The sequence below is a fragment of the Anabaena sp. UHCC 0204 genome (assembly GCF_009711975.1).
In the GTDB taxonomy this organism is placed as follows: Bacteria; Cyanobacteriota; Cyanobacteriia; order Cyanobacteriales; family Nostocaceae; genus Dolichospermum.
The window spans coordinates 148,393-163,547 of record NZ_VIKW01000010.1 but is presented as its reverse complement, the minus strand read 5'-3'; the positions used below and the strand labels follow the sequence as shown (position 1 = coordinate 163,547).

Here is a 15,155-nt window from a genome sequence, read left to right as displayed (position 1 = left end):
GGTATTGTACTATTAAATCATATTATTGTAATCCTTGGGCAATAAAAGCAGACTAATAGCGGGTATCTGCAAAGAGAAATTCTGCTACAAAGGGTGTCAATATGTATTTAGAGACGTAGATATAGATACAGTAGTTAATGTAATCAGAATTTCTGGGAGGGGTTATCATGCAACATTAACTGGTTTAAATCCAGAACAAATTAGTAATATGCTTACACCTACAATTCCTAAACCAAACTTATAAAGTTATAATATTTATATAGATGATCTATAGAATACACCAATGAATTTTTTCAACACTCAAAATGAGATCAATCAACGAAATTTGAATAATAAATTGAGAATTTTTGCAGACTTTAATAATGCTGATGAAGAAAGTTGGTTGCGTTTAAATTGTATTGGCACAATTGAAGATTTAGCACGTCAAAAAGTTGAATTACAAGATGGTCAAACACTGACCTTTTATAGCGAAGATTTAGAAGTAGAGGGAATGGTTAAACATTCTCCAGAAGAGAATATTTGGGTTGCAGTTATTAATTGGGATAATATTAGACTTTAGATAAATTGTGTTGGTAATTTTTCGCTGAAATATCCATAAAATCTAAAAATTCACACCCTTTCAATTCTTAAACTGTAGGAGTTTAGCACCGCAAAAACCCAATCAATTCATTGTCAAATCATCTATTTTCATCCAATACCCACAACAAAAATAACCGACTTCCTTATCTGCGTCTATCCGCGTTCATCTGCGTTCAACTATTTCTACCTTTTTTCCACCAAATAACCACAACGATGTTCACCATGAATCAGCGAATGGGTTCTTTCTACAGTACAATCTGGTAAAATAGCCGCAAACATTTCTAATTCATGACCACAGACACTAGGAAAAGATTCCGCAACATTAGAAATAGCGCAGGTATGTTCCATAAAAATGAATCTCTCCGCACCATTAGGATCTGATTCCATAGCGTGAAACTCCGCCATAAAACCTTCAGCCTTTCGCAATTCTACCAAATTTGCTACTCGTTCCTGCAAAGAACCATTACCCACCCGTTCCCGATATTCCTGGGCTTTGCGTTCCCACTGTTTCCGTAAAATAGATTTTACTTGATCACGCCCCACCGTTTCCGCTAAGGTGTCCAGAAGAGAAACAGCAAAATCGCCATAACTATCATTTAAGTAATTAACGCTTTTTTGTAAATGTTGTCTTCCTCGCCTACTCAAGTGATAAACGTGCTGTGGTCTACCCATACTCGGCTGTTCTGATACTGAGTATATAACTAATTCATCCGTCTCCAAATCCTTTAAATGGCGGCGAATCGCTTGGGGACTGACATCAAAAGAGTTAGCCAACTCAACAGCCGTTGCTTGTGAGTGTTTCAATAAATACTCTAAAATATCGTGCTTTGTTGAAGTCTGCTGTGTAGTCGTCATCTTCTTTATTAGACGCTTCGCAAACGTCCCAAAAAATTTTTTCTGAAAATTTGACTTAAACAACATTGTTGTTGTTAATCTATCGTACAATGAAAATAGATTAAACAACAGCCGAGTTGTTTTAGTCGTTAAACCTATTCTAGCAGTCCTGTTAGCGATCGGTAACACAAAACGGGAGTCAGCGTTATGCAACCCGTCGGCCGTCCTTTAAAGAGAAAACAAAAGAAACGATGAGCGCATCCGTCACCACCTTAGTCAACCAACCTTACAAGTACGGCTTTGTTACCGATATTGAAGCCGATACTATCCCTCGTGGGTTAAGCGAAGATGTTGTTCGCCTGATTTCCGCTAAAAAGAATGAACCGGAATTCATGTTGGAATATCGCCTCCGCGCCTACCACCAATGGCTGAAAATGACAGAGCCAACTTGGTCTCATGTAAATTATCCACCTATTAATTATCAGGATATTATTTATTATTCTGCACCGAAACAAAAGAAAGCCAAACTCAACAGTTTAGATGAAGTTGATCCCACTTTATTGGAAACCTTTGCTAAATTAGGTATTCCTTTAAATGAACAAAAGCGATTAACTAATGTTGCTGTTGATGCGATTTTTGATAGTGTTTCTGTCGCCACTACATATAAAGAAAAACTGGCTAAAGAAGGCGTAATCTTCTGTTCTTTTTCGGAAGCTCTACAAGAACACCCAGAACTAATTAAAAAATATTTGGGTAGCGTTGTTCCCATTGCTGATAATTATTTTGCAGCTTTAAATGCGGCTGTGTTCAGTGATGGTTCTTTCGTTTATATTCCTAAAGGACTAAAATGTCCAATGGAATTGTCTACATATTTCCGTATTAACTCTGGTGATACAGGACAGTTTGAACGAACTTTAATTGTCGCCGAAGAAGGGAGTTATGTTTCTTATTTAGAAGGTTGTACAGCACCCATGTATGACAGCAACCAATTACACGCTGCGGTTGTGGAATTGGTGGCTTTAGATAATGCGGAAATTAAATATTCTACTGTGCAGAACTGGTACGCTGGTGATGTCAATGGTAAAGGCGGAATTTACAACTTTGTGACTAAACGTGGTTTGTGTCAAGGTGTCAATTCTAAGATTTCTTGGACTCAAGTAGAAACGGGTTCTGCTATTACTTGGAAGTATCCTAGTTGCGTTTTGGTTGGTGATAATTCTGTGGGTGAATTTTACTCGGTTGCATTAACAAATAATATGCAGCAAGCCGACACTGGTAGTAAGATGATTCATGTTGGTAAAAATACCCGCAGCACTATTATTTCTAAGGGAATTTCTGCTGGGAAGTCTAGTAATAGTTACCGGGGTTTGGTGAAGATTAATCCTACTGCTAAGGGTGCGAGAAATTATTCTCAATGTGATTCGATGTTAATTGGTGATAATGCTCAAGCTAATACTTTTCCCTATATTCAAGTTCAGAATAATACGGGTAAGGTTGAGCATGAGGCTTCTACTTCTAAAATTGGTGAAGATCAATTGTTCTTTTTTGCTCAACGCGGTATTTCTTCGGAAGATGCTATTTCTATGATGATTAGCGGTTTCTGTAAGGATGTTTTTAATCAGCTTCCTATGGAGTTTGCTGTTGAGGCTGATAAGTTGTTGAGTCTGAAGTTGGAAGGTAGTGTGGGTTGATCTGTTTTCGTTGAGGTTCTTTTTTTAATGAACCACGAAGACACGAAGGAAGCGAAGAAAGAAGATAAGAAGGAAGAGAAGATGATTATTGAGAATAGTGGTTTGATTTTGTCGGTTAAGGGTTTGACGGCTGATGTTGATGGAACTCCGATTTTGAAGGGGTTAAATTTGGAGGTTCGGGCTGGGGAAGTTCACGCGATTATGGGACCAAATGGTTCTGGTAAGAGTACGTTTTCTAAGGTGTTAGCGGGACATCCAGCTTATACTGTTACTGGAGGGGAAGTGATTTTCCAAGGACAAAATCTTTTGGAAATGGAAGCAGCAGACAGAGCTAGAGGTGGTGTGTTTTTAGCTTTTCAATATCCTCTGGAAATTCCCGGTGTGAGTAATTTGGATTTTTTACGAGTTGCTTATAATTCTCGTCGGAAGGCTCAGGGTTTGGAGGAAGTTGACGCTTTCGATTTTGATGATTTGGTTGAGGAAAAGTTGGATATTGTGAAGATGAATTCTTCTTTTCTTAACCGCAGTGTGAATGAGGGTTTTTCTGGTGGAGAAAAGAAGCGGAATGAAATTCTGCAAATGGCGATTTTAGAACCAAAGTTAGCTATTTTAGATGAAACTGATTCGGGTTTAGATATTGACGCTCTCAAAATTGTCGCTAATGGGGTTAATCAATTAACAAGTCCCGAAAATGCCACAATTATGATTACTCACTATCAGCGTCTTCTCGATTATATTGTTCCTGATTTTGTTCACGTTATGGCGCAGGGACAAATTATTAGAAGTGGTGGTAAGGAGTTGGCGTTGGAGTTAGAATCTCGCGGTTATGATTGGGTTCTAGAGGAAGCTTTGGGAGTGGGTGTGTAATGTCTATTCCAGTTTCTCTTACTTCTATTCCTGAGTCTCTATTAGATAGAGATGCTTTTTTAAGTGATTTGTTAAGTCGGGTAACTACAACAAAATCAGATGGTTGGTTACAAGATTTGCGCGACGGTGCTGTTAATTGGGTTCGTCATTCTGTTATCCCCAATACCCGCGAGGAAGAATGGCGTTTTACTGATTTATCAGCACTAAAAAAGGTAGAATTTAATTTAGGGACGTTTAATGAAACGTCTGTTGAAGATTTTATTTTACCTGAAGTTTCTCAACGTTTAGTATTTGTAAATGGTGTTTATGCACCTCATTTATCTAATACTGAAAATTTACCTGCTGGGTTAATTGTTGGTAATTTAGATGTTTTACCCGGTGAGGTTATACGGGAATATTTAGCGCAAGCTGAAGGTGAGAAGGAAGTTTTTACTGCTCTGAATACTGCGGCTTTAAATGATGTTGCTGTGGTATGGGTTGGTAAAAATGTGGTGGTTGAAAATCCCATTCATTTACTATTTGTTTCTGTTGTTGGTGAGTCTGCGACTATTTCCCAACCTCGCGTTTTAGTGGTAGCTGAAAGTAACTCTCAAGTAACTTTAATTGAAGAGTATATTTCATCTTCACAAAATGAGGGTGTTTACTTTACTAATGGTGTGACGGAAATCTGGGTAAATGAAAATGCTCAGGTGAGTCATAATAGAATTGTGCGGGAAGGTGCGGCGGCTTTTCATGTGGGAAAAACTGCTGTTACTCAGGCGCGATATAGTCGTTATCATTGTAATGCGGTGACGGTTGGTGGAAAAATATCACGTCACAATTTGGAGATTTTGCAAACTGGTGAGCAAACGGAAACGACGCTGAATGGTTTGACTGTTATTGCTGATAGTCAGTTGGCTGATACTCACAGTGCTTTATCTTTGAATCATCCTCATGGTGTGAGTAAACAGTTACATAAGTGCATTATAGGCGATCGCGCTCATGGTGTATTTAATGGTAAGGTTTTTGTTCCTAAACTGGCGCAGTTAACTGACGCATCTCAATTAAACCGCAATTTGCTGTTATCATCTAAGTCGAGAATTGATACCAAACCTCAATTAGAAATCACTGCTGATAATGTTAAATGCGCTCACGGTGCTACTGTCAGTCAGTTGGAGGATAATGAAATATTCTACCTGCAAAGTCGCGGTATTGATGAAAATGATGCCCGCAAGTTATTAGTTAATGCTTTCGCAACGGAAATTATTAACTTTATCCCTGTTGCTTCTTTGCGAGAAAGTTTGTTGAGAACTGTCACAAGTCTCACGAATAAGTAATTGTGGTTTTTCTGCTAGTTCGTAGTGAGGGATTTATCGCTCAAATGCATAATTTTTAGGACTAAAGTCCTAACTACGAACTTTCTAAATTATAGATATTATTCTGAACTTCTTCTACAAAATGGTCATCACTTCTACCAAATCTCTCGGTGATAAAGTTCGCGCTGACTTCCCAATTTTACATCAGGAAGTTCACGGTAAACCCCTGGTTTATCTCGATAATGCGGCTACTTCTCAAAAGCCTTTAGTTGTATTAAATGCTTGGCGTGATTATTACGAACAATATAATTCTAATGTTCACCGTGGCGCACATTCTTTAAGTGCAAAAGCGACAGATGCTTATGAAGCCGCACGGGATAAAGTTGCTAAATTCATTAATGCAAAATCACGTCAAGAAATTGTTTACACCCGCAATGCTAGTGAAGCAATTAACTTAGTTGCTTACAGTTGGGGAATGGGCAATTTACAGCCAGGAGATGAAATTATTCTCTCGGTAATGGAACACCATAGTAATATTGTTCCTTGGCAATTTGTTGCTCAAAAAACAGGCGCAGTTCTGAAATTTGTGGAATTGACGACCGAAGAAACTTTTGATTTGGAACAGTTTAAAAAACTGATTTCTGAAAAAACAAAACTGGTGTCAGTGGCTCATGTTTCTAATACTTTGGGTTGTATAAATCCAGCCAAAGAAATAGCTGAAATTGCTCACAGATACGGTGCGAAATTCTTACTTGATGCTTGCCAAAGTGTCCCCCATATGCCTATTGATGTCCAAGAAATTGACTGTGATTGGTTAGTGGCTTCTGGACATAAAATGTGCGCTCCCACTGGTATTGGTTTTTTGTATGGTAAGCTGGAATTACTAGAAGCAATGCCGCCATTTTTCGGTGGTGGTGAGATGATTGCAGAGGTATTTTTAGACCATTCTACCTATGCTGAATTACCCCATAAATTTGAAGCTGGTACTCCGGCTATTGGGGAAGCGATCGCACTTGGTACAGCAATAGATTATCTTACTAATATTGGTATGGATAAAATCCATGCTTATGAAGCTGAATTAACTGCTTATTTATTCGAGCAATTAGCGCAAATACCCCAAATCAGAATCTACGGACCAAAACCTAATGCTGAAGGGGAAGGTAGAGCCGCATTAGCAGCTTTTACAGCAGAAGATGTTCACGCTAATGATTTAGCAACTTTGTTAGATCAAGAAGGTGTGGCCATACGTTCTGGACATCATTGTACACAACCACTACACCGTTATTTAAGTTTAGCGGGAACTGCACGGGTAAGTTTATCCTTTTACAATACCCATGAAGAAATTGATGTTTTTATCAAAGCATTAAAGGAAACGCTGGACTTTTTTGCTAGTGTGTTTGCTGAGTAAATACAGGGTGGGTAATTCCCACCTTTTTTGATTTATAGCTTTCTCTAGAGCAATACAATATTTATAATTAAAATTAATATTTTAAATTAATATATTTTTCCACTTGATTTAATCAATGCAAAATATGAATTAAAATTTATATTCTGACAAACTCTATTCTCTAAACTCTGAGACTCTGCGTCTGGGCGTGAAAGAAATTCATACTTTCAACCTAGCAAAGCCGATTCTAAAATAATCAAATCTGAGATAATTCCATATTTTACTAATTATATCTAATATATTGATTATAATCCAATAATGTCAATTTCGTTGATTAAATTTAAAGTAAATTAGAAATTGAATTCTGTAACCCATACGAACAAGTAACTATGGCAATTGACGATACATTTGATACCCCAAATCAATCTCTAACTCTACCAAAAGTCAACATTTTCACCATGTTCCGGCTAGGATTGTTTCAAATGGGGTTGAGTATGATGTCTATCTTGACTTTGGGGGTACTGAACCGAGTCATGATTCAGGAAATCGCAATTCCCGCGACATTGGTGGCTTTGGTGTTAGCATTACCTTCATTTGTAGCCCCAACGCGGATTTTGTTTGGACAAATGTCCGATTCTAAACCCTTGTTAGGTTATCATCGTACAGCTTATGTATGGGTAGGAGCAGGAATATTTGCGATCGCTGCCTTTTTAGCGGTACAAGTAATGTGGCAGTTAAATGCCGCTAATATTGGAGATACTTGGGTATGGACTACCCAAACAATTGGTTGGACAGCAGTTTTAGGTTTAGTTTTCGCAGTTTATGGATTAGCAATTTGTGCTAGTGGTACTACATTTGCAGCTTTATTAGTTGATATCTCCGAAGAAGACAACCGTTCTCAAGTTGTTGGTATTGTTTGGTCAATGTTGATGGTAGGGATTATAGTTGGAGCAATTATTAGTTCTAGCTTATTGCAGCAATTAACCACAGACGCACCCCTAGAAACTTTACAAGCAGCAATTAATAAATTATTTCAAATTGTTCCCGGAATAGTTTTTTGTTTAGCAATTGTCGCAACTGTGGGAGTTGAAAAAAAATATTCTCGGTTCTTTAATCGTTCCAATGTGGGAAATAGAGAAGATAGTATTACTTTAAGAGGTGCTTGGAAAATCTTAACAGCTAGTCCGCAAACAGGTTTATTTTTCACTTTTTTATTAGTGATGACTATTAGCTTGTTTATGCAAGATCCTATTTTAGAACCTTATGCGGGACAAGTCTTTAATATGCCTTTAGCGGAAAGTACCAAACTCAACGTTTTTTATGGTACAGGTATATTAATTTCCTATGGTGTTACAGGTTTTTTCATTGTTCCCCGGTTAGGTAAACGCAGAACTATCAAGCTAGGTTGTATTTTAGTGGCATTTGCGGCTTTATTACTGGGGTTTTCAGGATTTTCTGCAAATCCATCTGTCCTCAAATCAACTTTAGTTTTATTTGGTTTAGCGACTGGTTTTGTTACCACCGCAGCAGTTAGTTTAATGCTAGATTTAACCATTGCTGAAGCCGCAGGTACATTTATTGGTGCTTGGGGACTTGCTCAGTCTATTTCTAGAGGAATTGCCACAGTAATTGGTGGTACTCTTTTAGATGTAGGGCGCAGATTGTTACCAGATAATTTAGTATTAGCCTATGGGTTAGTATTTGCTTTAGAAGCTACAGGAATGTTGATATCAATTTGGTTTTTAAATCGTGTCAATGTGACAGAATTTCAAACTAATACTAAACAAGCTTTAGCTTCTGTTTTAGAAAGTGATTTAGATTAATTAATAATTGACAATTGACAATTGACAATTGACAATTGACAACTAACAACTGACAACTGACAACTGACAACTGACAACTAACAACTGACTAATAAAAATGAACGATTTTTGGGATACGATTTTAGACTTTGCTGAAACTACCACTACCAGAGTGGGAAAACAATTAATGCAGGATTTTGGACAAGTCCAAGCTTCGCAAAAAGCTGATGGTAGTTTAGTTACAAAATCAGATAAATGGGCAGATCAAGAAATTCGAGATGCCATTGTTTCTACTTTCTCAGGTTACGGTATTTTGAGTGAAGAAAGTGACCAGACTTTTCCTGATAAAGAATGGTGTTGGGTTATTGATCCTTTAGATGGTACAACCAACTTTACAAGAGGAATTCCGATTTGGTCTATTTCTCTGGGTTTACTTTATCGAGGAACACCCATTTTTGGCTACGTTTACGCGCCACCATTAAATCAAGCATTTCATGGATTTTGGGCGGGTTCATCAGGCTTAACAACACCAACGGGAGCATTTTTAAATCATCACCCCATTCATACAAGTAGTGATGCTCCCAGCAAAAACCACTTTTTTAATCTTTGTTCTCGCAGTACCGGCATTATTCAACCGGGTTTTCCCTGTAAATTGCGAATGTTAGGAGTTGCTAGTTATAACTTTCTTACAGTCGCAACTGGTGCAGTTTTGGGAGGAATTGAAGCGACACCAAAGGTATGGGATATTGCAGGTGCTTGGGTAATAGTTCAAGCTGCTGGAGGTACATGGGTATCTCTGAATTCTGAGTCTTTTCCATTATCACCGGGAATGGATTACAGCGATCGCTCTTTTCCGACAATGGTTGTAAGTAATTCAGATTTGATTCCGGTATTTACACCGTTTCTAGAAAGTATGAAATTTTCATAACTAACAATTGACAACATTATGAAAGGACTTTGGTTAGAAAATAATCAATTACAACTACGCACCGATATTCCTATTCCTGAACCACCACCGGGAGAGGCTTTAGTGCGGGTTTTGTCTGCGGGGATTTGTAATACTGATTTAGAATTAATTAAAGGTTATTATCCCTATACTGGCATTATCGGCCATGAGTTTGTTGGTGTGGTGGAAAAAGGTCCAGAACAGTTAATTAATCAAAGAGTAGTTGGTGAAATTAACGCTGCTTGTGGTTATTGTCGCTTTTGTCTTCGGGGACAACCAACTCATTGCGAAAATCGCACAGTTTTAGGTATTGTTAACCGTAATGGTGCTTTTGCAGAATATCTATCTTTACCTATTGAAAATTTGCATATTGTTCCCGAAAATGTTTCTACAGAAGCTGCAACTTTTACTGAACCCATAGCCGCAGCATTAGAAATTCAAGAACAAATGCAAATATGTAAAAATGATCGAGTATTAGTAGTAGGAGATGGTAAATTAGGACAATTAATAGCTCAAACTTTAGCTTTAACTGGTTGTGAATTATTAGTAGTAGGAAGACATCAAGATAAATTAGAACATTTAGCAGCCAGAGGAATTAAAACTGGTTTAGCTGATAGCGTCATTGATAAATATTTTGATATCTCTGTTGATTGTACAGGAAATCCCGAAGGATTCTCTACTGCACGTCGGGCTTTACGTCCTCGTGGGACATTAATCTTAAAAAGCACTTATGCGGGAAATCTCAGTTTAGATGCTTCTTCTTTAGTGGTAGATGAAATTACCCTAATTGGTTCTCGTTGTGGTCCCTTTCTTCCAGCGTTGGAGTTATTAGCAACAGAAAAGGTAGATATCCAATCTTTAATTCATGCTCATTATCCCCTTTCTCAAGGGTTAGAAGCTTTTGAAAAGGCAAAAACCAAAGGAGTTTTAAAAATTTTGTTAGAGATGAATTTGTAAGAATTGTCAGAATCAGGATATCCAGGATTTAAGGATTTTCAGGATGATTTTGACAGGAAGATAATAATTAATTTGATTGATAATCTTTACAACCAATTGCTTCTTCTGTATTCGCAACATAAGGATTTACCGTACATTTAAGACGGTAATTATTAGTAAAAAATTGGCAATTATGACAAGGGACTTTGTGCATTTTTTGAGCAGTCTTCACAGTTGCTTTTGTTGCTGCCCATAAATTCAAAAATACCAGAATAATCACAGTCCAAGCTATAACAAAGCAAATTGGCACTAAAAATGGTTGTATTCCCTGAATTAGGAAAGATATAAAATTCAACATGGCAATTACTAATACAACAGAGGAGTTAGAAATTAATATAAATCCTAACCCCTCATTGATTACCACTAGCTAAAGATATATTACAAAAGTCTCACCTATAGGACTTACGCAAAATATCTCTCAAACTCTCTTTCCTTCGTGTCTTCGTGGTTCATTATTCCGTGACTTGTGCATAAGTCCTAACCTATTTAGACAACAACCAGAAAATAATGAATTTCTTCCTTTGCGTCTTTGCTCCTTAGCGCCTTTGCGCGAAACCTTCCTCTTACTTAAACCCCAGCATGACCTAATGCAATACCTGTTACCAACATTCCCAATACCAAAAAAGGTTGGGCGCTAGCTTGATATTTGACATCATTCGCTATGGGGTCACGGAGAAAATACATATCCTGGAAAGTGATTTGGGGAATGATTAATAAAACGAGAATTGCTGCGTATAAATTCTCATGAATACTCACCAAATAACCTGCAACCAAACCTTGAAATAAGTCAATCATGACTACACAAATCAAAGCCGCAGTTTTTATCCCAAACATAACTGGTAATGATTGTAAACCTAATTGGCGATCGCCTTCCACACTCTTAAAATCATTGACAATGGCAATCCCTAAACCTGCTAAACTGTAAAATAGTGTCAGAATCACAATTTTCCAATTCAATTCTCCAAATAAAGCATGGCCAGCCCACCAAGGTAAAGCAATATAACTTGCACCTAAAGCATAGTTTCCTAACCAACCATTTTGTTTTAATTTCAATGGTGGTGCAGAATAGATATAAGCAATGAAACTACCAAAAACAGACAACAGCAAAACAGTAGGAACTGGATGACCTGCCCATAAATCTAAGGTATAAGCTACACCATATCCTAGTAATAGTAAAAGCACAAATTGACTAATTACTTGCTTTTCCGAAATTCTCCCAGAAGGTATGGGACGATAAGGTTCATTAATCGCGTCAATTTCCCGGTCATAATAATCATTGATGGTTTGGGTATAACCTGTCAACAAGGGACCAGAAAGCAACATACAAAGAGCAGACTTCAAAACATTTTCTAAAGTCCAGGTATAGTTTCCAGAAGAAGCCGCACCGCAGACTACACCCCAAATCAGGGGAATCCAGGTAATCGGTTTCATCAATTGCAAGCGAATTTTCCAAATAGAAGTTTCTCCCGCACTTGCACCTTTCATTCCCAGCAATTGCCGAGTTTTCGCATTGCGGTCTTCTGTGATTGTAACTTCTGGATTTGTAGATTCTATAGCCTCATTAGGCTGCGGATTTGGATTAATGGGAGTTGATTCAGGCATAAGGTGTAATGGATAATTGACAATTGATAATTGACAATTGATAATTGCCAATTACCAATCACCTAAAACGAAATTATCAAATAACTATTTTGAAACTTTGCACCAGTAACAGGTTTACCACTGAGAGCCGGGGGGAGGAAGATATTACGTCTTTGATCTCCGGCTTCTACTGTGACTTCTGGACCGTACTGGGTGAGTTTGACTTGCTTTTTATCAAAACCAGGTAAAAATAAGCGTACTTGGCGATTATGTACGTCAATTTCAATTGGTTGGTTAGCTTGTAATGCTTGCTCAACAAAGTTGGGTAAAGCATCTATGAGAGGTTGCCATTCACCATTGGAGACATCAGGAACTATGCTCACAGGTAGAGGTGCAAATTCCTCAGATAAACTGGTATTTTCTCCACCAGCAACTAAGATTGCTCCACCAATAGTTAAACCAATTTGTTGGGCGCTTCCCCACAAATAGCGGGAATTTGCAACATCAATGGGATCTGAAGTTGTCACCAAAAAAGCGGCAACACGCTGGGGATTAGCTAAAGCAGCTTTACCTTCTTCAAGAAAATTATTAACTTGGTTAGTAGGTTGGGCAAAATTATCAGCAGTCCAATTCACATTGAAAAGACTACCAATTAAAGGTTGAAGAAAGGGAGATTCTGTAATTGTTTTCCCTAAATCGGAGTTAACAAACAATTGCCGGAATCGTCGAACATACCAACTTAAAGATTCTGGCATTCCCAACATTCGCAAGCTAGAAGCGTCACCTGTACCATCATAGATAATCGCGTCATATTTGCCACTGGCATCATATTCACGAATAGCATTGAGAGCCAGGGCGTTGTCCATTCCTGGTAATACTACCAGTTCTTGCCCATAAACCTCTTTAAAAATAGGTGTACGGAGGTATTGAGCCTCCAATTTTTTCACTTCGTCCCAGTTACGTTCGAGCAGTACAGATGCTTGAAACTGTACTGCTTGCAGATTGGGAGAGATTTCCTGGGGGTCAGGAGTCAGAGCAGTATTGAGTAGAATTGGCAATGTTGGATCTGCTAGTCCTGCTAGGAGTACCCGCTTGCCTTGTGTTGCCAAACTAATGGCTGCGGCGATCGCTATTTTACTGCGAGCTATGCCGTTTTTGCCCAAAAATGTCAGTATCAAGGCCATTACTCAATTTCCAATTATCACCTATCTTTTCAATTACAACTTAGCACTCAACCAATCTTCTTAGCCTCTGCTATAAGTTGTTTTGACTAAGCTGGTTTGATTTCATCTTCAAAAAACCAGGTGGAGGATTTGTCGTCAAACTTGACCACCACACCGATTCCAGCCCCGTCAGTGACTTTGTAGCCTTCGATAATACCAACTTTTCCAAGTTTTTGAGCGATAGTAGAGGATACGCGATCGCGCAAACGAATTACTTTAACCTTCTGTCCAATTTCCATGATCTAGTTACAATGCAATAATCCAAATCTCAGTGTAGCGGAATCTGGTACTCAGTTTTCATTGCTCATCGCTTAAAATTAAATCAGTAAGCAAGTAGGTATACTCTTATGTTTGTTACAGCCCAACAGCTAGAACAACAAATGCCCGACGCGACTCAGTTGTTAAGTGATGAGCCGGAAATGGAAAGTTCTTTACATTATATGCAGTTACTAATGCTAGTAACTAGCTTGGAGTGGTTATGGCGTGATCAAAATGATTTCTTTATTGGTGCAAATCTAACTATTTATTTTAGTCGTCAACAGTTAAAAAATCGAGAATTTAGGGGTCCAGATTTCTTCTTAGTCAAAGATACAGAAAAACGTCCCCGCACTTCTTGGGTTGTGTGGGAAGAAGACGGACGTTATCCCGATTTGATTATTGAATTACTGTCAGATAGTACAGCAAAAGTTGACCGCAATCTCAAAAAAGTTCTCTATGAAAGTCGCTTTCATACCCCAGAATATTTTTGGTTTAGTCCCGAAAATTTAGAATTTGTGGGGTTTAAACTCGTAGGAAATCAATATCAAGAAATTATCGCCAATGAACAGGGATTGCTTTGGAGTAAAGTCCTGAATTTATATTTAGGCGTGGCTAATGGTAAGCTCCGCTATTTTACATCTGAAGGTGAGTTAGTACCAACACCAGAAGAAGCTGCTACAAAGATCCAAAATCAAGCTCTTGCAGCGGAACAGCAGTTAGCAGATGAAAGAGAGAAAGTACAAATTTTGGCAGCACATTTGCGATCGCTTGGTATAGATCCTGATAGTTTAAAGTAAGCAAATATGTAAGGCTTGCTGATAGCGTAGCGTCAGCCATAAAAGTCTTTTCTTTAGGGTTAGGAGTAACCGAGACAGAATTAGAAAGAGATCAAAATAGTCATAAAAATCCCCTGAGAAACAAATAAGCAAGATTTGTTCAGCCAGGGGAGTATACGTAAGTGAATGCTAATATTTAAGTGAATCAAAATATTTACTTTTTCTGGAGTTAAAGATTCCTATATAGACAATATTATGGACTATTGTAGTTGCCTCCTGGTCCTGGTATGGCATTTATTGTGAATAACAAAGCTGTATTTGCCTGTTCAGGACTACCTGCTAATTGAGGAATGAGATCTGAAACGATAATATATGCAGCCGCAGTCAGCAGACCACCGCCATTAATGTTAGCAGATTCTTGATTAGAGATGTCGCTGAACAGTTCTTTATTTGTGGGAGTGATGATTTGCATAATATGTTCTGTTGAATTCACAGAATTGAGAAGGAGAAAAAACACTCAATACACAATATTCTCCAACTAGTACATAACGGCATAAATAACCCAACAATTAAAAATCTACGCAAAGCTTTTTTAATTGTTAATTCCGTCCTGCGGTACTAGTAACAAAAATATGAAAAAAAGTGAATAATAGGTATTGATCGCTAATTTATAGCTAGAAAAGTAAGTAATTATTCAGTCTCCTCCACTCTACAATATTGCCACAGAACTTAATTTATTTTAGAGATAAAGAGGGACTGAACAACTAATACTGTTTCTTGATGATAGCTTGCCTAGCGTAACCATAGATCCGCTTTATTCTTAGTTGGAGAGACTTGATCACATATCTCTCCATATTTCATGAACAAGCTAACTAGAGGCAACGAAACGATTAAGTAGGTAGGTGGGAAAACTTATAACT

At 37.9% G+C, this 15,155-nt stretch carries 15 protein-coding genes; 9 read left to right on the top strand and 6 right to left on the bottom strand.

All coding sequences use genetic code 11. From position 1 onward, the window contains the following. Window positions 1-283: 283 nt before the first annotated feature. Window positions 284-559 carry a hypothetical protein gene (locus FJR04_RS11295; protein ID WP_168494637.1) on the top strand — a complete coding sequence of 92 codons (276 nt, stop codon included), beginning with the start codon at window positions 284-286 and terminating at the stop codon, window positions 557-559. Between the two features lie 203 nt (window positions 560-762). On the opposite strand, the gene sufR is transcribed toward FJR04_RS11295, so the two are convergent. After that, window positions 763-1,434 (bottom strand): iron-sulfur cluster biosynthesis transcriptional regulator SufR, encoded by a 672-nt coding sequence (gene sufR, locus FJR04_RS11290; RefSeq protein ID WP_168494635.1) that lies wholly within the window; start codon window positions 1,432-1,434, stop codon window positions 763-765. Window positions 1,435-1,664: 230 nt separating this feature from the next. Here sufR and sufB point away from each other — a divergent pair, with 230 nt between their 5' ends. The 7 genes from sufB (at window position 1,665) to FJR04_RS11255 (ending at window position 10,358) form a co-directional block, all read left to right on the top strand. After that, a complete protein-coding gene (sufB, locus tag FJR04_RS11285; protein ID WP_168494633.1) occupies window positions 1,665-3,104 on the top strand; it encodes a Fe-S cluster assembly protein SufB in 1,440 nt (479 codons plus the stop codon). A gap of 81 nt (window positions 3,105-3,185) precedes the next feature. Continuing rightward, window positions 3,186-3,971, top strand: a complete 786-nt coding sequence (sufC, locus tag FJR04_RS11280; RefSeq protein ID WP_168494671.1) for a Fe-S cluster assembly ATPase SufC — start codon at window positions 3,186-3,188, stop codon at window positions 3,969-3,971. Beyond that, window positions 3,971-5,287, top strand: a complete 1,317-nt coding sequence (gene sufD, locus FJR04_RS11275) for a Fe-S cluster assembly protein SufD (protein ID WP_168494631.1) — start codon at window positions 3,971-3,973, stop codon at window positions 5,285-5,287. Before sufC ends, sufD begins: the two co-directional genes overlap by 1 nt. A gap of 121 nt (window positions 5,288-5,408) precedes the next feature. Continuing rightward, the gene (locus tag FJR04_RS11270; protein ID WP_168494629.1) at window positions 5,409-6,674 is read left to right on the top strand and encodes a cysteine desulfurase; all 1,266 of its coding nucleotides are present in this window, start codon (window positions 5,409-5,411) and stop codon (window positions 6,672-6,674) included. Between the two features lie 368 nt (window positions 6,675-7,042). Beyond that, window positions 7,043-8,476, top strand: a complete 1,434-nt coding sequence (locus FJR04_RS11265; RefSeq protein ID WP_168494627.1) for a BCD family MFS transporter — start codon at window positions 7,043-7,045, stop codon at window positions 8,474-8,476. 97 nt (window positions 8,477-8,573) lie between these two features. Further along, a complete protein-coding gene (locus FJR04_RS11260; RefSeq protein WP_168494625.1) occupies window positions 8,574-9,383 on the top strand; it encodes an inositol monophosphatase family protein in 810 nt (269 codons plus the stop codon). 18 nt (window positions 9,384-9,401) lie between these two features. Continuing rightward, on the top strand, window positions 9,402-10,358 hold the full coding sequence (locus FJR04_RS11255; protein WP_168494623.1) for an alcohol dehydrogenase catalytic domain-containing protein: 957 nt from the start codon (window positions 9,402-9,404) through the stop codon (window positions 10,356-10,358). Window positions 10,359-10,425: 67 nt separating this feature from the next. On the opposite strand, the gene FJR04_RS11250 is transcribed toward FJR04_RS11255, so the two are convergent. The 4 genes from FJR04_RS11250 to FJR04_RS11235 all read right to left on the bottom strand — a co-directional run bounded on the left by FJR04_RS11250 (window position 10,426) and on the right by FJR04_RS11235 (window position 13,440). After that, window positions 10,426-10,695, bottom strand: coding sequence for a hypothetical protein (locus tag FJR04_RS11250; RefSeq protein WP_168494669.1), 270 nt, complete (start codon window positions 10,693-10,695; stop codon window positions 10,426-10,428). Between the two features lie 269 nt (window positions 10,696-10,964). After that, a complete protein-coding gene (chlG, locus tag FJR04_RS11245) occupies window positions 10,965-11,999 on the bottom strand; it encodes a chlorophyll synthase ChlG (RefSeq protein WP_168494621.1) in 1,035 nt (344 codons plus the stop codon). 62 nt (window positions 12,000-12,061) lie between these two features. Continuing rightward, on the bottom strand, window positions 12,062-13,162 hold the full coding sequence (locus FJR04_RS11240; protein WP_168494619.1) for an ArsA family ATPase: 1,101 nt from the start codon (window positions 13,160-13,162) through the stop codon (window positions 12,062-12,064). A gap of 86 nt (window positions 13,163-13,248) precedes the next feature. Beyond that, on the bottom strand, window positions 13,249-13,440 hold the full coding sequence (locus tag FJR04_RS11235; protein ID WP_168494617.1) for a DUF2862 domain-containing protein: 192 nt from the start codon (window positions 13,438-13,440) through the stop codon (window positions 13,249-13,251). Window positions 13,441-13,548: 108 nt separating this feature from the next. Here FJR04_RS11235 and FJR04_RS11230 point away from each other — a divergent pair, with 108 nt between their 5' ends. Further along, the gene (locus tag FJR04_RS11230; protein WP_168494615.1) at window positions 13,549-14,256 is read left to right on the top strand and encodes a Uma2 family endonuclease; all 708 of its coding nucleotides are present in this window, start codon (window positions 13,549-13,551) and stop codon (window positions 14,254-14,256) included. A gap of 232 nt (window positions 14,257-14,488) precedes the next feature. Here FJR04_RS11230 and FJR04_RS11225 read toward each other — a convergent pair whose 3' ends face one another. Then, window positions 14,489-14,707, bottom strand: a complete 219-nt coding sequence (locus FJR04_RS11225; protein ID WP_168494613.1) for a hypothetical protein — start codon at window positions 14,705-14,707, stop codon at window positions 14,489-14,491. Window positions 14,708-15,155: the final 448 nt, after the last annotated feature.